The following is a 25,381-nucleotide window of genomic DNA, read 5'->3' as shown; positions in this document are numbered from 1 at the left end:
GGATCGTACGGCTACAGCTATGCACTGATTCAACCGTACAGTTGCGACCACCGGTAGCCTGCAGTTGAGCTTCATTGAGCTGGATCAAGGCTGCCGTCTGCCGGAAGGCCGAAGCTACTGGCAAACCCAAGGCTCAGGACCCCTTCATCTGAGCCAGCCAGAGACGAGGATCAGCCATGAGCAGCACCTTTTTCATTCCCGCCGTGAACATCATTGGCTCCGGTTGTATTGAGGAAGCCATGCAAGCCATCCGTAAATACGGATTCCTCAAGGCTCTGATTGTCACCGACGCCGGGCTGGCCAAGGCCGGTATCGCAGCTCAGGTCGCGGGTCTGCTGGTGGAGCAGGGCATCGATGCGGTGGTGTACGACGGTGCCAAGCCCAACCCGACCATCAGCAACGTGGAAAAAGGCCTCGCGCTGCTGCAAGAGCGCCAATGCGATTTCGTGATTTCCCTCGGCGGTGGCTCACCCCATGACTGCGCCAAGGGCATTGCTCTGTGCGCCAGCAACGGCGGGCATATCAGCGACTACGAAGGCGTGGACCGCTCGGAAAAACCCCAACTGCCGCTGATTGCGATCAACACCACTGCCGGTACGGCCAGCGAGATGACTCGCTTCTGCATCATTACCGACGAAGGGCGCCACGTGAAAATGGCGATCATCGACCGCAACGTTACGCCGATCCTGTCGGTTAACGACCCGAAAATGATGGTCGGCATGCCCAAATCCCTGACCGCCGCCACTGGCATGGACGCACTGACCCACGCCATCGAAGCCTACGTGTCGACTGCCGCAACCCCGATCACCGAAGCCTGTGCGATCAAAGCCATGAACCTGATCGCGGGCAACCTGTACAAGGCGGTCGTTGACGGTACGGATATCGTCGCCCGGGAAAACATGGCTTATGCGCAATTCCTGGCGGGCATGGCGTTCAACAACGCTTCGCTGGGTTATGTGCATGCCATGGCGCACCAGTTAGGCGGTTTCTATGACTTGCCCCATGGCGTCTGCAACGCCGTATTGCTGCCTCATGTACAAAGCTTCAACGCAACGGTCAGCGCCGCTCGCCTGACCGATGTGGCCCATGCCATGGGCGCCGACATTCGCGGTCTGTCCCCACAGGATGGCGCGCGTGCGGCAGTTGCGGCGATCCGCAAGCTGTCCACTTCGGTGGAAATCCCTTCGGGCCTCGTGGCCTTGGGTGTGAAAGAGGAGGACATACCGACGCTCGCCGCCAATGCCCTGAAAGACGCCTGCGGCCTCACCAACCCGCGCCCGGCTACTCAGGAACAGATTGAAGGCATCTTCCGTCAGGCTCTTTGAGGACACCACGATGAGCACCACTTCCAGCGATATTTGCGCGGCGGCCGAGCAACTTGAAGGCTTTGTGGGCTACCACCACAAGCACAAGCATTTCATCGTGCGCTTCAGCGAAGACGCCTTCGGCATGGACGTCACGCAAGACAGCATTACCCCAACCAGTGAGTTCGTCTGGAGCGTGGGCAGCGGCGCACAAATGAGCCTTAGCCGCGAGCGCCTGCAACTGCTGCTCGACCAGAACATCGACAGCCGCCTGAACATCACCGAACCGCTGCGGGTTTACATGCGCCGCCAGGATTTACCGGAGATCAAGGTGGAGCGCTGGGTGAAGGTGTAGTGGCTGAGGTCGGCGGCTTGCCAGCGACAGGGTCGTGTCCTACGATTTTCGTCATTACCTTCGGTACGAAATGTGCAAGAAAGCACGGATGTGCCAAAAACATGACGAGAAACCATGAAGCCCATACCTTTCGTATCGGCACGACTTACACCTAGAGGCCTGTCGGCAGCACTCATAGGTTTCATCGTTTTGGTCTGCTCTTCCCTGATGTTGGCCACTGCCTGGCAGATGAAACAATCGGCTGATGAACGTCTGGCCGATGCAGAAATGGACGTTGCCAATATCGTGAATGCTGCCGAGCAACAGGCTCAGGACACCATTCGTCAGGCTGACTACAAGCTGCGCGATATCGTTGAACGGGTAGAAAGCGAGGACATGAACCGGGCTCAGCAACTGCGCCTGCACAAGCTCATGTCCGAGGACACTGCCGTCATGAAGAGCATCCAGGGGCTCTTCATCTACGACGAGTACGGAAACTGGGTTGCCAACTCCTTTTCGCCAAATGTCAGCAAGAAAAATAACAGCGACCGCGACTACTTCATCTATCACCGTGAAAACAACGACGACTCGATTCATATCGGTTCGATCATCACAAGTCGCACGACCGGAGAAATGGTGATTCCGGTCAGTCGCCGTATCCAGTACCCGGATGGTCGTTTTGCCGGCGTTGCACTGGCCACGATTTCAGCCGCTTATTTCCAGCGTTTTTTCGAGCGTATGGAAGTTGATGACACAGGCGTCATCTTTCTCGCCCTTGAAAATGGCGACTTGCTGGCCCGTCGCCCGGCCGTTGGCACCCTGGTGGTGACCAATATTTCCAAGGGTGAAATATTCAGCAAGTACTTGAGCACAAGCGACAGTGGCACCGCCATCATGACTTCCGTAGTGGATGATATAGAGCGCATATATGCTTATCGGCGTCTTCAAGGCCTGCCCATGGTGGCGGCTGCGGGCTTTTCGTACGATTACGTCTTCGCCAACTGGTGGACATACGCCTATCGCTCGTTCGCGATTGTCGGCTTGATCACTTCAGCACTGACTTTGCTGGGGGTTGTACTTTACAGCCAGGTTCAGAAACTGCTGAACGCTGAAAAAGAGCTGAATATCGCCCGCCGCGAACTTGAAATCCTGGCGCAAACAGACAGCCTCACCAATGTGGCCAACAGACGATGTTTTGATGCAGCGTTGCAGAAAGAAGAAGCCCAGGCCCGGCGCAGCGGACAAAGTATCGGGCTGATTCTTCTCGATATCGACTGGTTCAAGCAATACAACGACACCTACGGCCATGTCGCAGGCGACCAATGCCTGAAACAGGTTGCGCGCCTTATACAAGCCAATATCCGCCGCCCTGCCGATCTTCTCGCACGCTATGGCGGTGAGGAGTTTGTCGTCCTGCTGCCGGATACAGACCTGGCAGGTGCATTGAATGTGGCCGAAAACATACGGTTAGCCATATTTGCCGAGGGCATTGAACATTCGGGCAGCCCTTTGAATGTCGTCAGCATCAGTGGCGGTGTGGTTGCTTCACGGTTGGCTGAGGGTGAAAGCTATGCTGCAAGTCTGGGCATGGCGGATCGGTTGTTGTATCGGGCGAAGAGTCAGGGACGTAATCGGGTTGAAACAGGGTGATCCTTGCATCATGGCGCTGTGCTCAGTCTTTGTTTGAGCGGTCACGAAAGGGAGTTTTGTCAGTCAGGTTATTCAGGAACACGTAATGTCTGTTACCCGGTTTGATGTACACGCATTGATTCGTCTGGATGTGCCCCAGCCCCTTAAATGGGCAGTCACGTTGCTGATCGTATGGGTCGCTTATTTGTTGAGAGCAAAAGTATTCACCGCTGTTCCACCGTTGCCCATATTGTTTTTCTTGCCGGCCATTCTGTTCTCGGCGATTTTTTTCGGACGGCGTTTCGGTTTTTTTGCCACAGCCCTGAGTTCAGTTATCGCTGCTTATTTCTTCCTTCCTCCGATTGGCAATCTGGGTATTGCTGCACCCAATGCCGCCTTCAGCCTCGCGCTGTTCATCCTGACCAGCGTGCTTATTACGGTAATGGGCTCGGCACTGCGCAATGCCTACCTGCGAAGCGAGCAATTACAACGTCAGACGGCCATCGCCCATGAGGATGCAGAGAAGGCGCGTGCCCTGGCCGAGAAAGGTGAGCGCGAACGGCAGTTGCTGCTCGTCGAGTTCGGGCATCGGGTTAAAAACGACATGCAGCGCACCATCGCCACCCTGCACCTGCAAGCCGTCCACTCGGCTCCCGACGTCGCCTCGGCCCTCAGGCAGGCGGCCGGTCAGATAAACGTCGTCGCCTCCATGCATGATCGCCTGGCTCACCACGATGGTGAAATGTCCGTAGACATGAATGAATACCTCCAGGACCTGGTCGCCGGGGTGAATTACAGCATGGCCGAAACCCGGCCCGTTGAAATGTCCGTTGAGGCTCAGCCCCTCAGGCTGCCTCTGGATCGTGCCGGGTCTGTGGGGCTCATCACCAATGAACTCATTACCAATGCCTTGAAGCATGCGTTTCCGGATGGGCGCGCAGGTAAAATCACAGTGGATTTTTGTCGTACTGACCAACAGTTTGTACTGACGGTTTCAGATGACGGCATCGGCTTGCCTGACGAAACCAGCGATCCCGCGTCGCAACGCAAAGGATTGGGGCGCAAACTCACCAGGGCTTTGGCAGCGCAATTGGGTGGCGAGCTTGTAGTGGGCACAGGGAATCAGACCGGGGTTACGACAGTCTTGAGTTTTCCGGTGGTGGAGAGTTGATGCAGGCAGTGATGGCGGTTCCACTGTGTGGGGGGGGCCTGCGCCACGACAGCAAGAAAGTGGCGCCCAAGGCCCCTCCCACAATGTGATATGTACGCCTTAACTTATCAGTCAGGGTATCAAACGCTCCGCACGCAATCTGTCGAAGACATCGAAAAAGGCCTGATCACTGGCCTTGTAGGCGCTGAAGCCCAACGCCCGGCTTTTCGACATGTCGGTCACCACTTCGATGGGGCGTCCAAGGTCTGCATCGGTGTGCCATGGCGATATCAGGCGGTTGATATCGGCTTCTCGCAGATCATGTTCGGCAACGATCTGGCTCCAGGCGCTCTGGTCGTTGGCCATTTGTGTTTCGAGCGGGGCTGGTGCTGATGGAAAGTCGGCCGGTTGCAGGCCGAAGTAGCTGGCGATCTGGCCCCACATCCATTTCCAGCGAAAGACATCCCCGTTGGTGATATTGAACGCCTGATTGGCCGCCGCCGGTGTAGTCGCGGCCCAGAGCTGCTGTCTGGCAAGTTGCCGGGCGTCGGTCATGTCAGTGAGGCTGTCCCATTGCACCCGTGAGCCGGGAAACACGAACGGGCGTCCGGTGTGTTTGCTGATGGTGGCGTAGACGGCGAGGGTTGTCGCCATGTTCATCGCGTTGCCCACGGCGACACCTGTGACTGTATGCGGGCGATGTACGCTCCAGGTGAAACCGTCCTTTTCGGCGGCGGCGAACACTTCATCCTCCTGCGCGTAGTAGAAATTCTCTATGTCCAGACGACCCTGATCCTCACGGAATGGCGTCTGTGGAAGGCTGCCTTTGCCATAGGCCTCGAAAGGGCCGAGGTAATGCTTCAGGCCTGTGACCAGCGCCACGTGCTTCACGCTTGCGGCTGGGCGAACGGCATCCAGCACATTGCGGACCATGGCAGCGTTGACCCGAATGTTCTCGGCTTCGGTCGCTTGCCGTGACCAGGTCGTGATGAATACATGCGTGGGTTTCAGGTCTGCCAGCGCCGAGCGCAGCGATGCGGGGTCCTGAAGGTCTGCTGCGACCGGGATCACGCCTTTCTCGGGGGATGGATTGCGCGAAAGCGCCGCAACCTGCCAGCCGTTTTCAATCAGGAGTCGAGTGGTTTCGCTACCGACGATGCCGCTGGCACCGACGACCAATGCTGTCTGGGTCATAAGGTTTTCTCCAAGAATTCAGGTGTCTGAAACCCATCGTTCCGGAAAAGTTCAAAGGCGATACCCGTCGGTTTCTCTGTAACGGGGCAATCCGCAGGAACTGTTATCCACTTGTCAGGCTCTTTTGAATACCAAGCGTAAAACCTGTCTGGACTGATGGCTAAAGGAGATCAAATCATGAGCGACGAGAAGCAGAAACAACAGGAAAAACCCGAGAACGACACCCCCGCGCATTCCACTGAGGAGGAAAGGGAACGACTGAAGGACTTCAACAAGAACGGCATTCCGCCTGGGGCATGCTGAGGTCGTTGTTGTGCCAGCAGATAGATGCCCGTCACACACTCGATATTATTTTTGAATATGAGCGGAGCAACGATCATGAAGTACGATGAAAAACTGATTGAGGACGCCGTGCTTGCCCTGTTGGCAACTTTCAGTTTCGATCACGGTAATGCATGGAAAGGGTTCGATTTCGATGTTATGAATCGATTGCATGAACACGGTTTCATCAGTAATCCGGTGAACAGGAATAAATCGATCTGGTTGACGGTTGAAGGCTTGGAGAGAGGTCGGCAGATAGCTGACCGGTTATTTGGGGGGAGTGTTGAAGCGGGGCAGATATCAAGCCCTGAAACTTGACCCTCATCAAAAAAACACAACATCATGAATTAAATGGAATTTTCGTAAGAGACTCCGCCGTGTCTCTGACACCGCGCTGCAGCGCAGCAAACACAAGGAGCGCGCTTGCCCGCGACCGGCTGCGTTAGCAGTCGTAGATTTGGGAGCGCTTCGCACTCGATCGCGGGCAAGCGCGCTCCTACAGAAAATCTTTTTAATTCATGATGTTAATTTTTTATGGAAGCTTAATAATTATTGTAAAATTCTTTGAATTTGAAATGAGTATACCCACCAGTTTTACGGATTTCAATTTGTGAGGAAAATTAAATCAAGTCTTCAGCCAATCCGTTTTCTATCCTTGAACCAGGCTTTCTCGCCATCGGAAGCAGACGAAAAACATAATACAGTGCTTTCAGCGTGCAAATTATTAGGCTCTGTTTTCAGGGTTTAGAGCTAAGATGGGAGTTTGGTAAGAAAACCGAAAGCACTGGAGAGAAGTGGAGTCGTTAGAGGGGGGGAACTTTACTCCGGTCGATGGAATTAGTGTTGTGTAGTAACGTAATACTCTATTTGGGGGGATTATATTAATAAATTTTTTGTGAGCGGATCTTCTGTTTCATCAGCTTTCTTTGAGCGCTAACCCAAGTGTAGCTTGCAATGAACAGGTTAGGCGAATAGGCAGCTTAAGGTGTATCGGCTTGTCACGTGCAGAGGAGTAACTGCCGGTACTGAGAAAAACGAGCGGTCCTTCACTTTGCTTTCAAGCGACACATCATTGATCGCTATCAATAGTTGAAGGTCATCAGCCAATGCGCCTCTTTTGGGAGCCCGCTCGAGACGCGATTGAGCGGCGTTCGCCCAACATGCGCCTCCAGCCGCTACGGGTTGAGTGTGGCAAACACAAAGCAACATGAACGAACATGAGACAACACGAACGAACACAACATATAGTGTTTTTAACGAAGGCGTAAGCTCAGGAGGGTGGTGCTCAATTTTTGATCATGTATTTACAGTTTGCCTGTAAACAGGGGGTTGCAGATTTGGATTTCCTAAGTTATCCACAAGAAGTTGAAAAATATACACGTTTAGTGGAGTTGCATTTTTTACCATGCATAGCATATCTTGTGTTTTCTGACGGATATCTTTAGATATCTAAAGATATCCACAGATCATCCGCTTGTGCGTTGTGGATAAAGTCGGATACCATGCGATCGCTGTATGTTTAGACAGCAAAAAAACGCCCCACCACATAAGTGGTGAGGCATTCGACGCGACCTACAGATCCGGCCTGAGAAACTGAAAACTGAAGGTTGCATTACCACAAGTCGGTTAGGACAGGAGGTGGGGCGCGAGTGTACGCACCGGTATGCAGACGCACAAATGTTTTAGGCCTGTTCGGCTAAATGGTCAAGTTGTACCGGTTATATCTAAGGCCCTACCTTGTCCGCTGACTCTTGTAAAAGGGTTACACGATGGACAAAGAGATACAGCCTCAAATTGCTGCGACGGATGAGGATGCCGAGCAGGGTTTTTTCTGCTGGTACCGACGCTGTGGCAAGCGTGTGCTGGATGCCCATGCCCATACGTATGGTCTGAAGGCTTGGCGATTGCGGGTAAGACGTAAGAAGGAGGGGCGCTCATGAGGCGCTTCCGACGCATGCATCGTGCTCAAACTGACCGAGTGTTCGTCCATCAATACCAGCGGTTTAGGTTCGGCAGATGGGAGGATGTTTGTGCCCACTTCCGTAACTACCCTGGCCAGTTGGTATTTGATTTCTAACGCTGCATAAGTCGAGGGGGAGTTCTCCCTCGGCTCGCGAGGCTGGGCTAGTAATCCCCGGCTCAGTTCATTCGGTTTCGCTTACTCCTAGGGGGCCAGTCCGCTCACTCCCTCTTCAATATCCTGATCTCTCAAGCCTGACATCATCATGAAATCTGAGTGACTTTGAGTTCGTAGGGCATTGCACTGTGAGTTTTTAGGGGGGATTGGATGGCCACCGGGGAGATATGTGTCCCAAGGCGTCATGTGGGCGGAGTCGGAGGGCACCAAATTTTTGGGGCTTTTGGGAGGTAATGGAGCAGGGGCGAGCAGGGATTGACGAGCTTGAAGAATGTAGAGGGAAGTCGGCAAAAAAGCCCGGAAATACTGAAGAAAAATGGAGCGGGTAGAGGGAATCGAACCCTCAACTAAAGCTTGGGAAGCTTTCGTTTTGCCACTAAACTATACCCGCTCTGAGCGGCTGACTTTGTACCAGATGCTCGGGGCGAGTTAAAGCGCTAAATTCATCCAGCCGCGCTTTGTGGCTGCACTGCGCCCAGGGAGACCATTCGCCAGTTGCTGCTTTCCCTGCGTTGGCGAATGGTTCCTCGGCTCTGTCGAGCGCCGGGCTCAGAAGGCGAAGGCATGGTGTTGAGTCTGGCTGTAGGCGTGGCGAGCGGGTTCTACGACAGGTTGCAGGAAACTCATCAGTGCCTTTTTGGAGTCGCGGCAGGCGGCTTTGTGTTCCATGTCCAGAAAGTGCCCGGCGGCTTCGATGGTGCTGAAGCTGCAGTTCTGCACGTACTTGGCGAAGAGCACCGCGTCATCCGCTGCAGTGTATTCGTCCCAGGCTCCATTCATGAACAACACAGGTACGTTGATGTTTTTCGCAGCGGTCAGGTAATTGCTCGGGTCGAGTTCCAGCACCTGGCTGATGTGATAATGCATCTGATCGTATTCGTGCAGGTCCAGGCTGCTGACGTGACGATAGTTGAAGCGTTTGAACAGCGATGGCAGGTGTTTGCCGATGGTGTCGTTGATCAGGTGGCCCACTTCGTAGCGGTTGTGGGCGCCCAGGTGCTTCACGCCGCGGTTCAGGTAGTCACGCATGTGTTCGTTGAGGATCGGTGAGAACGAACTGATGATGGCGCTCTCGATGCGTTTTGGCCGGTGCGACAGGGCAACCATGGCGGCGGCTCCGCCCCATGAAAACGACATGACGTGTTCGGCGTTGAAGTGGTCGATCAGCTCCAGCAGGATCTGGCCTTCCATTTCCCGGGTCAGGGGTTTTTCATGCAGGTTGTGCGGCTTGGATTTCCCCGCATAGGGTTGGTCGTAAAGCACGACGTTGAACTGTGGATACAGATTGCGAACGGTCTGGGCAAAAGAAGCGGTAGTGGCCAGCGAGCCGTTAACCATGACGATGGTTTTTTCCGCGGCGTCTGCGCGGTAGAACTCCGTGTAAACCCGAAACTGTCCTTGTATATCAAGCACGGCGATTTCTGGCCTCATATGTATGTCTCCTGACTTACAGATATGCGTATGCGCTAGCGCAAATAAAAAATTGCACGGTTTGGTGACAGGTAGGCATTAGCCTTGAAGGCCCATGTCGATCCGAACGATCTGTTCGACAGGTATTGTTATTGGCGGGCAATTTGTCGTGAACCCGAGGGTTCGAGACGGCAAAAGGTTTCTTAGAATGCGTTGCTGACTTGCCAGTCACATGTGGACTGACGATTGGATTCAAGCAGGGGATCCGGGAACCCGCAAGTGCCGTTCGTAATTGATCGGGCCGTTCCGCCGAATGGTAGTGACTTTTTCAGATCGAGTGAATTTGTGCGCTGCTCAATGCCTGATAGCTGCCGGGCTCTAGCTCGGGGTTCAGGGCCAGAGGCCCCATGCTTTCTCGATGCAGAATCAATACTTTATTGTCGAAATGACCGAACATCCGTTTTACCTGATGGTAACGGCCTTCCACGATACTGAGCCTGGCACAGCGAGGTCCGAGCAGTGTCAGAGTGGCAGGTTGGGTGGTGATGTTCTCGTAGGCAAAGTAAAAACCCTCGGCGAATTTCGCTATGTACCGTTCGTCGATAAGTTGCTCTGTCTCGACGTAATACACTTTGGGCAGTTTGGTTTGCGGCTGGGTCAGGCGACGTGACCACTGACCATCATTGGTAATCAGCATCAGGCCGGTGGTGTTGAAGTCCAGCCGACCGGCGATGTGCAGTTCATGCTTGTCGGGTTCATCCAGCAAGTCGAGCACGGTCGGGTGTTGTGCATCGACCGTTGCACTCACATAACCACGCGGTTTGTGCAGCATGAAATAACGCGCTGCCTTGCCGGCCTGCAATAACTCGCTGTCGAACTCCACACGGCTGAATTCGCGCACTTCATGATGCGGGTCGCCAGTCACCTGGCCGTCAACTTTGACTCGCCCACTGGCCAGCGCCAGGCGTACATGCTGGCGATTGAAGCGGGGCAGGTTGCTGAGGAAGCGATCAAGGCGCATGACGAGGAGGGTGCGATGGGCAAGGAGCGCGCATGGTACGCCTATCGAAGCGGTTTGGCCTGCAGGCTGTCTGCGACGCCGGCGCAGCGCGGGCATAGGCAGGCCTTGTTGCGGAGTTCGGCTGGCAGGGCCTGGAGCACGGCCGGGTCGATACTTTGCGAAAAGCACCAGCATGCCTGATCAACCGTGCGCGGGTCCGCCAGTGTGCAGCTATTGCTGAAGCCACATGCCGGGCACAGGCCAGGGTTTGTATTTGTCGTTGCTGTGTTCATGCCGGGACAGGGTTCTCTATACAGACTTGATTGCGGCCGTTGAGCTTGGCGCGATAGAGCGCCAGGTCGGCACGGGCGATCAGGCTTTGCAGGTTATCATCGCTTTGCAGTTCGGCCAGCCCGACACTGACCGTAATCTGCAACGGCATGCCGGAAAAGACATACACATGCTGCTCGGCCAGTTCGCGGATTTTTTCGGCGATGCGTTGGGCACCTTTGGTGTCGCTGCCCTTGAGCAGGATGATGAACTCTTCACCACCCCAGCGGCAAATGATGTCTGACTGGCGCAGGCAGCTTTTCAGGTCATTGGCAAAACCGGCCAGCACCTCATCGCCTGCCAGATGGCCGTGCGTATCATTGAGCCGCTTGAAGCGATCCAGGTCCAGTAACAATGCAGTCAAGGGGATGGCTTCGCGCTGGGTATCCTTGAGGGTATTCACGGCCAGCAGGTTGAAGCCCCGGCGAGTGGGCAGACCGGTCAGGCTGTCTAGGGTGGCCTGGGCTTCAAGCTTTTGCTGGTAGCTGATGATGATGCGATGCAGGAGCCCGACAATCACCAGCGTCACGATCAGGCAGATGAACAGGTTCATGTACAGCGAATGGCGAACATCGCTCAGGGCGGTGTCTTCCTGCTTGTCGACGATCAGATACCACTCAAGTTCAGGAATGAAACGTACATTCAGAAAGTGCCCTTCGCCTTCGTTGCGGTATTCAAAGGTGCCGTCGTGAGGTTTGAGCAGTTCGCTCTGCAGGTCTCTCATACTGGGCAGGTCTTGTAACCTTTGCCCGATCACCGAACCTTGCGGTCCACCGCCTGCGCCGGTCAGGACAATGCGTCCGAAGGTATCGACAAGGTAGACGTTGCGCTCATAGCGTTGTTGATAACGGTCGATCAGTTGGGTAACGGCATCGACGGTAAGGCCTACTCCGGCGATACCGATGAATGTGTTGTTGTAATCAAATACTTTGTAATTGATGAAGAAGGTCAGGTTGTCCTTGTTGGCCATGTCGGGGTCAAAGCTGATTTCGTATGGCACATCCATATCCCGCACCCGGAAATACCAGGCATCGCGTGGCTCGAGAGCACTGACTTTTTTCAGGATGCCTTTGGCGTGGTAATAGGTGTGGGTGGCATCGGATATGAAAAAGGACGTGTAGGCACCGTAATGGTCCATGACCTCCTTGAGGTAGCGGGTCATTTGTTCAGGATTGCGTTCGCCATCGACCACCCAGTCGCGCATGAAGGTATCGCGCGACATCATCGAAGAGATGAGAACGGGCCGTACCAGATCTTTCTGGATTTCTGAATAGACCGTATCCGACGTCAATGGCAACTCAGTGTTGATAATACCGTCGCGAATGGATTCTCGTGATACGTAATAACTCAACAGTGTGGTTGCCAGAAAACCGCTTCCCAGCAAAAAAATCAAGGTCATCAATAATGAACGGTGAGAGGTCATTGCAGACTGATGGGGCATGAAAAATCCGCTTTCTTGGATATCCTTGAGAATACGTATATTAAATGAATCAGCGATTCATTAATAACCGGATATATAAAGCAAGTCTCTGGCCACTTTCAGTCAGGGCGCATTGATAATCGCCGGGACCAGATAAACCGGGCTTCTGCGCAGAAAGGCATCAATGGCGGAACATCGACAATGCACCAAAAGAATCCGGTCGTAATGAATACCCTGCGCCCATAATGTCTTGAACAGATCTTCCAGCGCGGGGGCAGACATTGCAAAACGGTTACGCACCGTCAATATATCCATGGGGGTGGGCGGGAGCTGTCCTTTGAAAGGCGATATATTGGAATTGCGCACAATATTGGCAATGTCCTGATAGGTTTCATCGGCCACAGTCTGGAACTTGGACAAGGTGTAATTTTTCAATCTGCCGCGAACCGAGGTGCCCGCCATGAGTTTGTCGGTGACTACCAGCGAGGGCAGTGAAGACGGTGGTATCGCCAGGGTATTACCCATGTCATTCGATATGGCAAACGGGCCGACTTTTTTGCTGACGACGCGATGCAGCTTTGGATCGGCAAGCAGATAGCCATGAGGTGCATAGGTATGTATTTCGGTTCCGTTGGGGATTTTGACCGTCGAACTCCAGGGCAGGTACTGGCCATGGGTGCTGACCACCAGAGTGCGGGCCTGACCTTTGCTGGATGTCCAGAGCAGAAACTTGCGCCCGAGCTTCCAGGCGTGGATGGGCAGGTTGCCGTAGAGAGGGTGTCCAGGCACGGTCCAGACCTTGAGCATGCTGTCGGTGTGAAAGAACTTCTCCAGGCGTGTTTGCCGAGGTTGCATCGAGCGGCCAAACAGTGACGCGGTGCTCAAGGGGCGAAGGGCGGTGGCGCGCTGCGTGCGTACTATGCTTTTTACAGGCGTCACGATTCTCTTGAGAGCTCCCAGCAACCTTGGCGTAAAAGGCAGCAGGCTGAACAACCCCAATGACAGGGCGGACAGGATGGCCTGCTTTTTCTCCTCGCGTCCACTGCCGGGCTGATTGGCTGCCACGACGTTAAGGGACGTAATGCCGATATCGATGGCCAGTACGGCAATGAATGCCGGCGTCAGCACAAAAGACATGGGGGCCAGTACCCATTGCAGATGACTCAGGAGTTGGCTCCAGTAACGCAGTGACACCTGGGTCGAGGTCACGATCTGCTGTTGCGCTTCTTCCAGAGTGTTCTGTTTCAGGGTCTGGCGCATGAAGGCGAACGGCGAGCCGGGCAGCAGATATCGATGCAGCGAGTGATTCAGCGCCTTGCGCACATCGGGGTTGTAGATCACGTCTGTCCAGGGACGCAATATCGACGCGGGCGGATCTTGCGCCTGGACACCGGCCCATAACCTGAACAGATAGTTCAAACGCTCCTGATTGCGCACCGGTACGTAATTCAACACGGCGGTGCGCCATTTCTCGTCCCCGGTGGCGTGCCTGAGGTATTCCTGAAGAGCCTCATCGTTCTTGAACTCAATGAACGCTTTTGGCAGCCCGGCCTGATAAAGCACCCTTTGCGGTTTGTCGGGCTTCTCAAGTACCAGCAGGCCGGCGCAATACTGGTGTTCGATACCTTCAACGAATGAGTTCTGCACCTCGAAACCCAAGGTGAGCCATTGCGCAGCGGGGTCCGTCAATGACTTCACGATGCTGTCGAAACCGCTGCGCAGCAGGCAGCCCTGTTTCAGGCAGATCACAGCCTGGCTGATCAGCATGGCCTGAAACATCTGCTCGATCTTCTGTGCCTGTTGTTCCCAGAACTCATCGAGACGCTGGGACATCAGGTGCAGAAAGTCGATGGCTTTTATCTTTTCTTCGATGTCCAGAGCGCTAATGGCAAGCTCCTGGTCGGCTGACCAGACGCCTTTGCCGGTCGGGTCCAGATACACCACCGAACGACCGCCATGGTCGATATAGCCCGCAGGGTATTGCACCCGATAGTTGCTCAGCAGGGCTTGGCTGAGGCTGACGGGTTTTTCGTCGGGCACGTGTACATGAACGGTGGGCCGCAGAATACTGCCCAGCGGTGTGGTCGAGTGTCCACGTCGATAGGCAATGAAGACGTGATCAGGGTTTAGTTCTGTGCCATGCAGGGTGCGGATGACTTCAGCCATGAGCTGCGCCGAGATTTTCAGCGGCGCGGGGATTTGCCCCAGGATGGACACTTGCGTCTGCCAGAGGTCTACCGCTCCTGCCAGCGTCAGGCCCCGTGCAATGGGTTTGAGTGGGTCGATATCGTGGATGCCATCCATGCTTTCCAGCAGGTCGAGGGCGAGGGTTTTCTGAGCGTCTGTGAGGCAACTGAACACGTCATCCTGAATCACTACCGACTCGACCACGAGCACCATGCTCTCGCCGGAAATGTACTGGCCCAGCCAGAGCCGGTGATGCCTTGAGGCATTGAGCGTGTCGAGCAACCGTTGGCTCATCTGACGCGGCTCGTCGCTGATGTACTCGGTGATGGTTGCCGCATCGCCCAGGACATGAATAAAACAATGGGAAGTGTTCAGCGACCTGACCTGAAAGATGCCGGGTACGAGCTGACCGTTTATAGACAACATGCGGACCTCAGAACTGTCGCCTCGCGTGGTCTGTTCCAGCGCCTTACTGTCGGCCGGGAAGTGCTTGAAACCCAGTGCATCGAGCGTCAGGTAATAGCCGTTGCGGCTGATCTTTTTTCGAGCGAACTTTCGGGCCAGCACGTCGAGAAAGGAAAGCCTGGCCAGTGACCGGTAAGTTGTTTGATGTTCGCGCCAGAAGCGATTGACCCTGTCGCTGTAGTCATCGCCCCAGCGGGCGTTGATGATCAACTCGAACACCGCTCTGGACGTCAGGGTTGGCATGTCCGGGGTCAGAGGTGCGTTGGTTATCGTGCAACTCAACAGGTCTGTCAGACGGGTTATATCGCAGATCGTCAAAGCCAGTTCGGTCAGCGAGAGTCGAGCGCTGTAACGCTCTCGTCCATGCTCATCCACCGAGGGCCGGCTCTCGGTATTGAAAGTGATATGCAGGTGATCGGGGTTCAGTTCCTTGCCAGTCTTTTGTCGCAGCAGGCTTGTGAGTTGTTCGTGGATATACACCCGTTGGGGAGGTGGATAGTCCATGTCCAGTTGCAGGGTTTTCAGCAGCAGGACCGAGTCGGCAATCAGCTTGAAGCCAGGGCTTTTTCTGAGCTTTTTCAGTCGCTGTATGGCTTGTGTATCGGGCAGGGTCGAAGGTGATGGCGTAGCGGCTGGCTCAGGCAGTGGCTTTTCGTGAGTCGAGTCATGCAGCGGTGAAAGGGAAAACGCCCCCGAGCTATTGAGGCTGTCTTTTCGCTCTGAGTCTGGCCCCGGCAATATGACGAAGTTGGGGTGCTCCAGATCGAAAGCGAGAGAGGGGAGTGTCCAGCGATCATCCATGACAGTGACATAGCGAAGTGAGTGGCCGCTTACTATGTCACTGCCAATGTGGCGAGGTTGCCTATCTATTTATGGATTTATCGCTGTTGCAGATAAGCACGCCAGCCGCCCAGATGGCTGATATCGGTCGCGCCTTCAAGGCCATAAGGCTCGCAGATGAAACCGCTTTCCCAGCGACCATCGGCCAGTTGCACCTTGCCCAGCCCCAGCGGTGCGGGAATGCCGGTCAGGAACGAACCCAGCTCACGACTCGGCAGTTCCCAGACTTCCACCTCTATTGCCACGCCATCTTGCGCGACACGCAACATGCCCGGACGAAACGGCGGGCCGCCCGCCAGCGCGTACAGTTGATAGTCCGGCGAGCTTTGCGTCACTTCCAGCAAACGCGCACCCCGTTGCTTGAGTTGCCAGTTCAACGCGAGGCCATCCAGATGGGCACCACACACCACCAGACGGCTCATGTCATTACGGGCGACTGATTTGGGTTGAGGCAGCTCGGGAATGTGGCCGCCGATCAGCGGCAGTGCGGTCTGGCGTTGCAAGGCGTCGGCCATGCTCAGCAGGTATTGATCGGTAAAGGCCCGACCAAACAGCGTCACGCCCCAAGGCAAACCGTTGTTCATGGTGGCGCTGGGTACCGCAACGGCCGCGTAATCCAGCAGGTTGACGAAGTTGGTGTAGTAACCCAGTTCCGAGTTGCGCAGTACCGGTTCTGCCTCGAGTTCTGCCGAAGTGACCGGGCGACCGATGCTGGGCGTGACCACGAAGTCCAGGCCTTCAAGTGCCTTGTCGCAGATTGCCTTGAGCGCCTGCAAACGGTATTGCGCCCGGAATGTATCGACACCTGTCACGGCGGGAGCCTTGGCCAGTACGGCGCGGATAACGGGCAGCACGGCTTCGGGAGACTCCTGCATCAGTTGTCCGGCCACGCTGTAGCGCTCGGCGACCCATGGGCCTTCATACAGCAGGCGCGCCGCCTCAAGGAACGGCGACAGATCCAGTGTCACGGCTTCGCCGCCCAGCGCTTTGAGGTGAGTAAGGGCTGCGTCGAACAACTGCGGGCCTTCGGTGCAACCAAAGAACTCCAGGTCTTCAGCGCGTGGCACGCCGAAACGGAAGGGGCGAGGTACGCCGAACGCCGAGGCGTCGTTCCACAGCGGGTTGCTGCGGCTGTATTCATCTCGCGGGTCCAGTCTGGCGACCAGCCCCAACAACTGACTGGCTTCCCGCGCCGTGGCGGTGAAAGTGGTGACGCAATCCAGCGTGCGACAGGCTGGCACCACGCCTGCCGTAGAAATCAGCCCTTTGCTGGCTTTCATGCCCACCAGATTGTTCAGCGCAGCAGGCACCCGGCCCGAGCCTGCGGTATCGGTGCCCAGCGAGAAACTGCTGACACCCAATGCCACGGCCAGCGACGAACCGGAACTTGACCCGCCTGATGGGTACTCCTTGAGCACGCTATTTGGGCACGCGCCATAAGGGGAGCGGCTGCCGTTCAGGCCGGTGGCAAACTGATCGAGATTGGTCTTGCCCATAGGCACCGCGCCCAGAGCGATCAGTTGCTCGACAATGGTCGCCGAGCGTTGCGGCACGTAGGCATAGGTCGGGCAGGCTGCGGTGGTGGGAATGCCTGCGAGGTCGATATTGTCCTTGATCGAAAACGGGATGCCGTACAGCGGCAGGTCCTTGATGTCACGCTTTTCCAGCGCGGCGAGGTAAGGCTCCAGTTCAGCCGGGCTGAGCAAGTGAATGAACAGATGAAAGTCAGGATTCAGCGCAGCGGCCTTTTCATGCAGGGCCAGGATCAGTTGCCGAGGCGTCAGGTGGCCGGACTGATAAGCGGCGCGCACGGTATCCAGTTGCAGGTCGCTTGGGAGTACGTTGTGGTTCATGGCGAATTCCGTCGAAAGAGTTAAAGACACAAGGTTTCAGTCCGTTTCCAGAACGACCACACGTTGCCCGGCGCGCACCGCCGAGCCGGGTTGCACACGCACATCGCGAACGATGCCGCTTACCGGAGCGAGCAGCGGGATTTCCATCTTCATGGACTCCAGAATCACCAGCACATCGCCCGCCGCAACCCGTTCACCCGGCTGGACCTGCACTTGCCAGAGGTTGCCTGCGATATGGCTGTCGACTCCTTGCTGGCCAGCTTCGAGCGCAGGCCCATCGGTGAGCGGCGCGGCACTTTCCTCGCTCTCGAAATTGGCTTGCCCGCTGGCGATCCAGCGCTCGCGTTCGGCCTGGAAAGCAGCTTGCTGCTGGCCGCGAAAGGCGGCGATGCCCTCGGCTTCCTTGGCTAGAAACCCTTGATAGTCGGCCAGGTTCAGAGTGCTGTGTTCGATCTCCAGCGGGTAACGGCCCAGCGGGAAGTCGCGGCGGATGCGCAGCAACTCATCGGCACTGACCGGGTAAAACCGGATCTGGTCGAAGAAGCGCAGCAGCCAGGGTTTGCCGTCAAAGGCGGCGACTTCGCGATAGCGGTTCCACATCTGCAAGGTGCGGCCCACGAACTGATAGCCGCCAGGGCCTTCCATGCCGTACACGCACATGTAGGCTCCGCCGATGCCCACCGAGTTTTCGGCGGTCCAGGTGCGTGCCGGGTTGTACTTGGTGGTGACCAGACGATGGCGCGGGTCCAGAGGTGTTGCCACAGGTGCGCCGAGGTAGACATCGCCCAGGCCCATGACCAGATAACTGGCGTCGAACACCGTGCGCTGCACTTCGTCCAGATTGGGCAGGTCGTTGATACGGCGGATGAACTCCAGATTGCTCGGGCACCAAGGGGCGTCCTTGCGCACGGTGGTCATGTATTTCTCGATTGCCAACTGACAGGCCGGATCGTCCCAGGACAAGGGCAGGTGTACGATGCGTGACGGCACTTGCAGATCCTGGGTGGCGCAGACGGCATCCCATTCACCGGCGACGATATCCAGCAGTTGCTTGAGGGGAAGCTGCTCGGGCTGGTAATGCACTTGCAAGGAACGAATGCCTGGCGTCAGGTCGATTACGCCATGCAGCGCCTTGCTTTCCAGCGCCTGCATCAAGGCATGCCCCCGGAAGCGCAACACCAGATCCAGCTCCGGCGCACCGATTTCCAGCAACACATGGGTATCGCCCGAAAGCCGTGCGACCAGGCGTTTGTCGTCCTGGCCTATATCCAGCACAACCGGATTCTGTAGGAGCGAATTTATTCGCGAAGGGGCCGGCGCATCATCAATGCTTTCGCGACTGAAGTCGCTCCTACGGATTAGGGCGCGGGCTGTTTCCAGGCTGACCGGGCTGAAGCGCACTTTATCTCCGGCCTTGAGCTGTCCCAACTGCCACAGGTCCGCTTCGATGATGGTCACCGGGCAGACGAATCCACCAAGACTCGGGCCGTCGGGGCCGAGGATGACGGGCATGTCGCCGGTGAAATCCACAGCGCCGATGGCGTAAGGATTGTCATGGATATTGGACGGGTGCAAACCCGCTTCGCCACCATCGGCACGCACCCACTCAGGCTTGGGTCCGATCAGGCGCACGCCGGTTCGGCTGGAGTTGAAATGCACTTCCCAGTCGGTGGCAAAGAACGTGTCGATGTAACCCTCGGTGAAATACTCCGGCGCGCCATGTGGCCCATAAATCACGCGAATCTGACGCACGTCTGCCAGGGGCTCGATCTGTTCATCCGGCACATGTTGCCCTGCACTGCGATCAGCCAGCGCCGCAATATGCAACACATCCCCGGCACGTAAGGCCCGTCCGCCATGCCCGCCGAACTGCCCGAGGGTGAAGGTGCTTTTGCTGCCCAGATAATCCGGCACATCCAGCCCGCCGCGCACGCACAGATAGCTGCGTGCCCCGGCACCGGCAATGGTGCCCAGCGCCAGTGTCGAACCCGCAGCAACCAGCAGCGCCGTATTCATGGTTTGCGATTCACCATCAAGGGTGATTGGGATCAGCGCGCCGGTAATGGCCACTACCGCATCGGTATTGAACCGCAGCAGCGGGCCGCTCATGGTGATTTCCAGCGCCGCACAGCCTTCGACATTGCCCAGCAACCGGTTGCCGATACGCAAGGCCCGGCTGTCCATCGGGCCTGACGGCGGTACGCCGACTGCCCAGTAACCGAGACGGCCCGGATAGTCCTGCACGGTGGTCTGCGTACCGCCGCTGAGCACTTCAAAGGTATTGGCGCGATAGATCAGGCCTTCCAGGCAGCGGGTCCACGGCTGGCCGCTGGCAAAAGGTGCGTCGACAATGATCTGCCGCAGATAATCGCGATTGGTTTCCACGCCATACAGGCGTGTTTCGCTCAAGGCTTCGGCCAATGCGTCACTGGCTTGCTGACGATCAGGTGCCCAACTGATGAGCTTGGCGATCATCGGATCGAAAAACGGCGGGATCTCGCAACCGGCTTCAACCCAAGTGTCGATGCGCAGGCTTTTGCCATCGGCTGCCGGAAAGTCCACGGCGGTCAGCAGGCCGGGGCAGGGCTGGAAGTCGCGTCCCGGATCTTCGGCATACAGCCGCGCCTGAATGGCATGGCCGCTCGGCTTCAGCGTGGCTTGCAACTGGCTGAGCGGCGGCAGATCACCGGCCGCCAGTTGCACCATCCAGCCGACCAGATCGACACCCCACACTTGCTCGGTAACGCCATGTTCGACCTGAAGACGGGTGTTCACTTCCAGAAAGTAGAAGCGCTGATCTTCGCTGTCGAAGACAAACTCCACAGTCCCGGCGCTGCGGTAATTGACGGCTTTGGCCAGCTTGATAGCCGCTGCGCAGAGTTCGTCAGCCATGCCATCCGGCAGGTTCGGGGCCGGGGTTTCTTCCAGGACTTTCTGGTTGCGGCGCTGCACCGAGCAATCGCGCACGCCAAGGGCCAGCACTTCGCCCTGGCCGTCACCGAAAACCTGCACTTCAAGGTGACGAGCACGCTGGATGTATTTTTCGATAAATACACCGGCATCGCTGAAGTTGTTCTGGCCCAGGCGTTTTACTGCCTCAAAGGATTCGGCCAGTTCGTCGGCGCTCCGGCATACGCGCATGCCGATCCCGCCACCGCCAGCGGTGCTCTTGAGCATCACCGGGTAACCGATATCGCGTGCTGCCGCGATGGCTGATTCAAGGCTGTCGAGCAATTCAGTGCCTTCGAGCATCGGCACGCCATGTTGTTTGGCCAAGGCTCGGGCCGTGTGTTTCAAACCGAATACACGCAGTTGCTCAGGCGTCGGGCCGACAAAGGCGATACCGGCGTCTTCGCAGGCCTGGGCGAACGCTGCGTTTTCAGACAGAAAGCCGTAGCCGGGATGAATCGCTTTGGCGCCACTGTTTTGGGCAATGGCGAGAATCTTGTCTACCGCCAGATAAGTACCCGCCGCGCCGCCTTCACCCAGGCTGTAGGCTTCGTCGGCTTGCATCAGGTGCAGGCTGGCGGCATCGGCTTCGGAGTAGACCGCAACGCCCTTTACCTTCAAGGTGCGCAGGGTTCGCAGGATGCGGCAGGCAATGGCGCCACGGTTGGCGATCAGCAGTTTTTCGAACATGGCATAAACCCCGGAAACCCAGATTCGCTCGGTTTCGTGATGGGAAGCGGGCCGTCCCGCTATGGGTCGTTGCGCACAACGGTCGTCCGTTGTGGAGGGCTCGTTTTCTGGATCAGTCGCGGATCAGTAGCCGGGCCGGAGTCGGGTTGTAGCCGTTGCAGGGGTTGTTCAATTGCGGGCAGTTGGAGATCAGCACGATCACATCCATTTCTGCGCGCAGCTCGACGTATTTGCCGGGCGCTGAAATGCCGTCCTCGAAGGTCAGGCCACCCTCGGCCGTTACCGGGACGTTCATGAAGAAGTTGATGTTCGGGCCGATGTCGCCTTTGCCCAGACGTCCGTCATGGACACAGGCACGCAGATAGTTATCGCGGCAACTGTGCATGTGGAGTTTTTCCAGGGCATAGCGCACGGTGTTGCTCTCTTGGGCGCAGGCACCGCCGAGGGTGTCATGGCGTCCGCAGGTGTCGTCGACTATGGTCAGCATCGGCTGGCCGAGGTTGGAATACAGCACGCTGCCGGTAGTCAGGTAGACATTGTTCTGGCGGCGCAGCGTGCGTTGCACGTCATAACGCTCGCGTGGGTTGGCCAGGCTGTAGAACAGGGTATCGACGGCCTGGTTGCCTTCCAGGTCGAGAATGCGCACGGTCTGTCCGGCCTTGACCTCGGCCAGAAACGGCTCGCCAGCAGGGATGGTGGCGTCGCAGCAATGTTGAGTTGAATGCATGGCAAGGCCTCCTCAGGCGAACAGACGGTCGGTGTTTATAAAGCCACGCTCGTTTTCCGGGCGTGAGGTACGGCAGTGCTCGGCCACACTGGCGTCGGCTTTCATCCAGCTCAGCTTCAGGGGTTGCGGGGCGTACTGCGGGTTGGGGTCCATGGGGTGTTGCAGGGCGGTGAGCACCACCAGCGTGTCCATCGGTGCATACAGCTCGATGTAGTCACCGGCCTTTGAGTTGTCCGGCACGAAATGCAGGGCACCGGTTTCGTCCACGTTGACCCGGCTGAACAGGTTCAGGGTCATCAATAGGTCAGACAGGCCCAGGCCCCATTTGCCCAGCTCCACCAGCAGGTTGTCGACGCCGTTGCGGAAGAACCCGTTGCGCAGTTCCTGATAGCGGCCCTGGCCGTATTTCTCTTCGACTTCCGCCGCGTTGAGCACGCCGCCGATGCTGTCGCTCCAGCCGCAGGTGTCAGCGGTGATCGCGGCCAGCACGCGACCCATGTCCGAGTACAGGCAGTGGCCGTTGGTGAGCTTGGCGGTGTGTTGGCATTTGAGGCTGTCGGGCAGGTTCAGGCGCTCGGTCTTTTCATGGGCATTGAGTAGCGTCAGGCTGACGTTGGCATTGCCGTTCAGGTCGGTCAGGCGCAGCAGTTCGCCGCGCTTGAGCACGAATGAGCGATGAGCGCCGCCGGGCAGCAGCTCTTCGGCGAATACGGGAAACAGGGTGGTTGAGTCAGTCATGAGTCGGGCTCCTTTCAAGCCGATTGCAGCGAGTCGAGGGCCGCGCGTGCTGCACGGCGGTCGCTGTTCAAGGGGATGTCGTAAGTGATGCGTGCGCCATAGGCACCGGGGGCGTGCGGGTCGTGGCGCACCTTGTCGAATACCATCAGACGGGTGCCGAGGTTGAAGCCTTCGGACAGGTCGTGGGTGACCATGAACACGGTCAGCTTCGTTTCCTGCCAAAGCTCCAGCAGCAGGTTGTGCATGTCTTTGCGGATGCCGGGGTCCAGCGCGCCGAACGGCTCGTCCAGCAGCAGGACACGAGGCTTCATGATGAGGGCCTGGGCGATGGCCAGCCGTTGCTGCATGCCACCGGACAATTGGGTCGGGTACTTGTCCAGCGCATGGCCCAGCCCGACTTTATGCAGTAGCACCGCGGCCTGTTCCCGGGCATCGCGCTTGGCCTGGCCGAACAAGCGTCCGAGCAAAGGTGCATTCGGCAGCTCCAGACCCAGCGCCACGTTATCCAGCACGCTCAGGTGCGGGAACACCGAATAGCGCTGGAAGACTACGCCACGGCTCGGGTCCGGCTCGTTGGCCAGAGCCTTGCCGTCCAGAGTGATAGCGCCACGACTGGGGATTTCCTGGCCCAGCAGCAGGCGCAGAAAAGTGGACTTGCCACAGCCCGAGGCTCCGACCAAGGTGCAGAACTCACCCTCGGCCACGTCCAGGTTCAAGCCTTCGAGTACCACCTGATCGTCGTATTGCTGCCAGACATTGCGTACACAAATGAAGCTCATCCGCGTGCTCCTTCATACCAGGGGAATGCACGGTGGGTCAGGGCTTTCAGGCCCCAGTCCATCAGCCAGGCGAGCAGGGTGATCCAGATCACGTAAGGCAGAATCACGTCCATGGCCAGATAGCGGCGCACCAGGAAAATCCGGTAGCCCAACCCGTCAGTGGAGGCGATGGCCTCGGCTGCGATCAGGAACAGCCAGGCCGAGCCCAATACCAGCCGCAAGGCGATCAACAGGCGCGGCAGCAGTTGCGGCAGGATGACCCGCAGGATCAGTGTCCAGGTCGAAGCACCTAGGGTTTGCGCCTTGATCAGCAACTCGACAGGAATTTCCCGTGCGCGCTGTTCCAGATCGCGAGCCAGAATCGGCGTGATGCCGATGACGATCAGCATCACTTTCGATAACTCGCCCAGCCCGAAAACGATGAACAGAATCGGCAGGATCGCCAGCGGCGGCACCATCGACATCACTGTCAGCAATGGCGACAGCGGCGCGCCGAAGAGCGGCAGAATCCCCGATGCAATACCCAGACACAGCCCCAGCAAGGCGCTGATCCCCAAACCGACTGCCAGCCGTTGCAGGCTGGAGCCGGTGTCTTGCCACAGCAGGTAACTGCCGGTGCGTGAGTCTTCGGTGAACGCCATGCGCTTGACCGCATCGGCCATCTGCACCGCGCTGGGCAGCAGTTTGTCGTTGGGGTTTTCCATCAGCCGCGTCGCCGAGCCTGTGAAATAGGCGAACAGCAACAGGGCGAATGGCAGGATCACCAGAATCAGGCGACCGGCCCGATCCGGGTGGCGATTTATCAAGCGCATGGCAATGACCTTTGGGCTGGGTGCGGTTTACAGCTTGTTGTCGACGGCCATCTGCACGTAGCTGGGGTCGAAGTGCAGCTTGAGGTTGGCCTTGTCGCCTTCAGTCACGCCATTGGCGAATGACATGCCCACGGCGCCTGCGTCTCGGGCGCCTTCGCCCAACAGGCCATGATCGAAGGAGAAGCTGGCGACCTTGCGCATGGTGTCCGGCAGTTGCGCGCTGGTGGCGAAAGCCAGAGCTTCCTTGGGCGTGGCGAACAGCCGGGTGGTGTCGAGCTGTGACTGGAAGCCCGCCAGATCGGTGCCGGACGCCTTGGCCATGTGCTCCAGTGCCGCCTTGCTGGCCGCCGACTTGGCGTTCATCAGGGCAACTACTTCAAACCAGGCACCGGTCAGAGCTTTGCCCAGAGCCGGGTTGTCTTTCAGGGTCTGGGTGTTGACCACCATCATGTCCATGATTTCGCCGGGGATCTTGCTCGAATCGAAGACTTGCGTGACGCCGGGCTTGGCCTTGATATCCGAGAGCATCGGGTTCCAGGTGGTGACCGCTTTTACTTCGTCGGTGTTGAAGGCTGCCGAGATATCGGCGTCCGAGGTGTTGACCACCTTGAGGTCTTTTTCGGTGAGGTTTGCGCTGTCCAGCGCACGGGCCAGCAGGTAGTGGGAAACCGACAGCTCGACCAGATTGACGTTCATACCCTTGAGGTCGGCGACTTTTTTGCCTTCGCCCTTGATCACGATGCCATCGTTGCCGTTGGAGAAGTCGCTGACGATCAGTGCCGTGCTTTCAACGCCACCGGCAGCCGGGATGGTCAGGGCATCCATGTTGGTCATGGTGCAGCCGTCGAACTGACCGGCGGTGTACTGATTGATCGATTCGACGTAATCGTTGAGCTGGGTGACATCGATCTTGATGCCGTACTTCTTCGCCCATTTGTCGACGATGCCTTGAGTGCCGGCGTATTCCCACGGCATCCAGCCCGCGTAAATGGTCCAGCAGACGTTGAAGTGATCTTTGGGGGCGGCTTGTGCCGAGAGGCTCAATGCAGCGAGTAGGCCTGCTGCGAGCAGACCGGACAGGCGGGACTTTGGCTTGTGCATCTGAATAAACC

The 25,381-nt window shown here is 57.2% G+C and carries 19 protein-coding genes and 1 tRNA gene; 6 read left to right on the top strand and 14 right to left on the bottom strand.

Annotated elements, in window-relative coordinates:
- Nucleotides 1-176: 176 nt before the first annotated feature.
- The 4 genes from yiaY to K5D32_RS08900 all read left to right on the top strand — a co-directional run bounded on the left by yiaY (nucleotide 177) and on the right by K5D32_RS08900 (nucleotide 4,438).
- Complete coding sequence (gene yiaY / locus K5D32_RS08915) at nucleotides 177-1,325, top strand: L-threonine dehydrogenase (protein ID WP_221599933.1); 1,149 nt, start codon at nucleotides 177-179, stop codon at nucleotides 1,323-1,325.
- A gap of 10 nt (nucleotides 1,326-1,335) precedes the next feature.
- On the top strand, nucleotides 1,336-1,659 hold the full coding sequence (locus K5D32_RS08910; protein WP_025261606.1) for a DUF2025 family protein: 324 nt from the start codon (nucleotides 1,336-1,338) through the stop codon (nucleotides 1,657-1,659).
- Between the two features lie 114 nt (nucleotides 1,660-1,773).
- Nucleotides 1,774-3,288, top strand: a complete 1,515-nt coding sequence (locus K5D32_RS08905; RefSeq protein ID WP_221599932.1) for a sensor domain-containing diguanylate cyclase — start codon at nucleotides 1,774-1,776, stop codon at nucleotides 3,286-3,288.
- A gap of 115 nt (nucleotides 3,289-3,403) precedes the next feature.
- Nucleotides 3,404-4,438: a DUF4118 domain-containing protein gene (locus K5D32_RS08900; RefSeq protein ID WP_221599930.1), complete on the top strand. Its 1,035-nt coding sequence runs from the start codon at nucleotides 3,404-3,406 to the stop codon at nucleotides 4,436-4,438.
- A gap of 111 nt (nucleotides 4,439-4,549) precedes the next feature.
- Here the strand turns inward: K5D32_RS08900 and K5D32_RS08895 are convergent, their stop codons facing one another.
- A complete protein-coding gene (locus K5D32_RS08895) occupies nucleotides 4,550-5,611 on the bottom strand; it encodes an SDR family oxidoreductase (RefSeq protein WP_221576145.1) in 1,062 nt (353 codons plus the stop codon).
- 177 nt (nucleotides 5,612-5,788) lie between these two features.
- Between K5D32_RS08895 and K5D32_RS25925 the strand changes: the two genes are divergently transcribed.
- Together K5D32_RS25925 and K5D32_RS08890 are read left to right on the top strand one after the other, a co-directional pair.
- Nucleotides 5,789-5,914, top strand: a complete 126-nt coding sequence (locus K5D32_RS25925; protein ID WP_260407314.1) for a hypothetical protein — start codon at nucleotides 5,789-5,791, stop codon at nucleotides 5,912-5,914.
- Between the two features lie 75 nt (nucleotides 5,915-5,989).
- Nucleotides 5,990-6,250 (top strand): DUF6429 family protein, encoded by a 261-nt coding sequence (locus tag K5D32_RS08890; RefSeq protein WP_221599928.1) that lies wholly within the window; start codon nucleotides 5,990-5,992, stop codon nucleotides 6,248-6,250.
- A 2,136-nt stretch (nucleotides 6,251-8,386) separates the two neighbouring features.
- Here K5D32_RS08890 and K5D32_RS08885 read toward each other — a convergent pair.
- From K5D32_RS08885 to K5D32_RS08825, 13 genes are all read right to left on the bottom strand, one after another.
- A tRNA-Gly gene (locus K5D32_RS08885) sits at nucleotides 8,387-8,460 on the bottom strand.
- Nucleotides 8,461-8,618: 158 nt separating this feature from the next.
- Nucleotides 8,619-9,500 (bottom strand): alpha/beta fold hydrolase, encoded by an 882-nt coding sequence (locus K5D32_RS08880; protein ID WP_221576143.1) that lies wholly within the window; start codon nucleotides 9,498-9,500, stop codon nucleotides 8,619-8,621.
- 307 nt (nucleotides 9,501-9,807) lie between these two features.
- Nucleotides 9,808-10,500, bottom strand: coding sequence for a pseudouridine synthase (locus K5D32_RS08875; RefSeq protein WP_221592521.1), 693 nt, complete (start codon nucleotides 10,498-10,500; stop codon nucleotides 9,808-9,810).
- Nucleotides 10,501-10,541: 41 nt separating this feature from the next.
- The gene (locus K5D32_RS08870) at nucleotides 10,542-10,772 is read right to left on the bottom strand and encodes a cysteine-rich CWC family protein (protein ID WP_221599926.1); all 231 of its coding nucleotides are present in this window, start codon (nucleotides 10,770-10,772) and stop codon (nucleotides 10,542-10,544) included.
- Entirely contained in the window at nucleotides 10,769-12,250 is a 1,482-nt protein-coding gene (locus K5D32_RS08865) for a diguanylate cyclase (RefSeq protein ID WP_221599924.1), read from the bottom strand. The genes K5D32_RS08870 and K5D32_RS08865 overlap by 4 nt, the downstream gene beginning before the upstream one ends.
- A 102-nt stretch (nucleotides 12,251-12,352) precedes the next feature.
- Nucleotides 12,353-15,682, bottom strand: coding sequence for a dermonecrotic toxin domain-containing protein (locus K5D32_RS08860; RefSeq protein WP_221599921.1), 3,330 nt, complete (start codon nucleotides 15,680-15,682; stop codon nucleotides 12,353-12,355).
- A 77-nt stretch (nucleotides 15,683-15,759) separates the two neighbouring features.
- Nucleotides 15,760-17,574: an allophanate hydrolase gene (gene atzF, locus K5D32_RS08855; protein WP_221599919.1), complete on the bottom strand. Its 1,815-nt coding sequence runs from the start codon at nucleotides 17,572-17,574 to the stop codon at nucleotides 15,760-15,762.
- Nucleotides 17,575-17,610: 36 nt separating this feature from the next.
- A complete protein-coding gene (uca, locus tag K5D32_RS08850) occupies nucleotides 17,611-21,213 on the bottom strand; it encodes an urea carboxylase (protein ID WP_221599917.1) in 3,603 nt (1,200 codons plus the stop codon).
- Between the two features lie 112 nt (nucleotides 21,214-21,325).
- Nucleotides 21,326-21,940 carry an urea amidolyase associated protein UAAP2 gene (locus tag K5D32_RS08845; protein WP_221599915.1) on the bottom strand — a complete coding sequence of 205 codons (615 nt, stop codon included), beginning with the start codon at nucleotides 21,938-21,940 and terminating at the stop codon, nucleotides 21,326-21,328.
- A gap of 12 nt (nucleotides 21,941-21,952) precedes the next feature.
- On the bottom strand, nucleotides 21,953-22,678 hold the full coding sequence (locus K5D32_RS08840; protein ID WP_221599909.1) for an urea amidolyase associated protein UAAP1: 726 nt from the start codon (nucleotides 22,676-22,678) through the stop codon (nucleotides 21,953-21,955).
- A 14-nt stretch (nucleotides 22,679-22,692) separates the two neighbouring features.
- Nucleotides 22,693-23,457 carry an ABC transporter ATP-binding protein gene (locus K5D32_RS08835; protein ID WP_221599907.1) on the bottom strand — a complete coding sequence of 255 codons (765 nt, stop codon included), beginning with the start codon at nucleotides 23,455-23,457 and terminating at the stop codon, nucleotides 22,693-22,695.
- Complete coding sequence (locus K5D32_RS08830; protein ID WP_221599905.1) at nucleotides 23,454-24,269, bottom strand: ABC transporter permease; 816 nt, start codon at nucleotides 24,267-24,269, stop codon at nucleotides 23,454-23,456. The genes K5D32_RS08835 and K5D32_RS08830 overlap by 4 nt, the downstream gene beginning before the upstream one ends.
- Nucleotides 24,270-24,296: 27 nt before the next feature.
- Nucleotides 24,297-25,370 carry a putative urea ABC transporter substrate-binding protein gene (locus tag K5D32_RS08825; RefSeq protein WP_221599903.1) on the bottom strand — a complete coding sequence of 358 codons (1,074 nt, stop codon included), beginning with the start codon at nucleotides 25,368-25,370 and terminating at the stop codon, nucleotides 24,297-24,299.
- Nucleotides 25,371-25,381 lie beyond the last annotated feature (11 nt).

The organism is Pseudomonas cichorii (genome assembly GCF_019719005.1).
Classification (GTDB): Bacteria; Pseudomonadota; Gammaproteobacteria; order Pseudomonadales; family Pseudomonadaceae; genus Aquipseudomonas; species Aquipseudomonas cichorii_E.
This window is presented reverse-complemented; position numbering and strand designations above follow the sequence as displayed.

Excerpts from the sequence above, each read along its gene's own strand:
- yiaY (WP_221599933.1), top strand. The coding sequence starts at position 177 with ATGAGCAGCACCTTTTTCATTCCCGCCGTGAACATCATTGGCTCCGGT.
- K5D32_RS08910 (WP_025261606.1), top strand. The coding sequence starts at position 1,336 with ATGAGCACCACTTCCAGCGATATTTGCGCGGCGGCCGAGCAACTTGAA.
- K5D32_RS08905 (WP_221599932.1), top strand. The coding sequence starts at position 1,774 with ATGAAGCCCATACCTTTCGTATCGGCACGACTTACACCTAGAGGCCTG.
- K5D32_RS08895 (WP_221576145.1), bottom strand. The coding sequence starts at position 5,611 with ATGACCCAGACAGCATTGGTCGTCGGTGCCAGCGGCATCGTCGGTAGC.
- K5D32_RS25925 (WP_260407314.1), top strand. The coding sequence starts at position 5,789 with ATGAGCGACGAGAAGCAGAAACAACAGGAAAAACCCGAGAACGACACC.
- K5D32_RS08890 (WP_221599928.1), top strand. The coding sequence starts at position 5,990 with ATGAAGTACGATGAAAAACTGATTGAGGACGCCGTGCTTGCCCTGTTG.
- K5D32_RS08880 (WP_221576143.1), bottom strand. The coding sequence starts at position 9,500 with ATGAGGCCAGAAATCGCCGTGCTTGATATACAAGGACAGTTTCGGGTT.
- K5D32_RS08875 (WP_221592521.1), bottom strand. The coding sequence starts at position 10,500 with ATGCGCCTTGATCGCTTCCTCAGCAACCTGCCCCGCTTCAATCGCCAG.
- K5D32_RS08870 (WP_221599926.1), bottom strand. The coding sequence starts at position 10,772 with ATGAACACAGCAACGACAAATACAAACCCTGGCCTGTGCCCGGCATGT.
- K5D32_RS08865 (WP_221599924.1), bottom strand. The coding sequence starts at position 12,250 with ATGCCCCATCAGTCTGCAATGACCTCTCACCGTTCATTATTGATGACC.
- K5D32_RS08860 (WP_221599921.1), bottom strand. The coding sequence starts at position 15,682 with ATGGATGATCGCTGGACACTCCCCTCTCTCGCTTTCGATCTGGAGCAC.
- atzF (WP_221599919.1), bottom strand. The coding sequence starts at position 17,574 with ATGAACCACAACGTACTCCCAAGCGACCTGCAACTGGATACCGTGCGC.
- uca (WP_221599917.1), bottom strand. The coding sequence starts at position 21,213 with ATGTTCGAAAAACTGCTGATCGCCAACCGTGGCGCCATTGCCTGCCGC.
- K5D32_RS08845 (WP_221599915.1), bottom strand. The coding sequence starts at position 21,940 with ATGCATTCAACTCAACATTGCTGCGACGCCACCATCCCTGCTGGCGAG.
- K5D32_RS08840 (WP_221599909.1), bottom strand. The coding sequence starts at position 22,678 with ATGACTGACTCAACCACCCTGTTTCCCGTATTCGCCGAAGAGCTGCTG.
- K5D32_RS08835 (WP_221599907.1), bottom strand. The coding sequence starts at position 23,457 with ATGAGCTTCATTTGTGTACGCAATGTCTGGCAGCAATACGACGATCAG.
- K5D32_RS08830 (WP_221599905.1), bottom strand. The coding sequence starts at position 24,269 with ATGCGCTTGATAAATCGCCACCCGGATCGGGCCGGTCGCCTGATTCTG.
- K5D32_RS08825 (WP_221599903.1), bottom strand. The coding sequence starts at position 25,370 with ATGCACAAGCCAAAGTCCCGCCTGTCCGGTCTGCTCGCAGCAGGCCTA.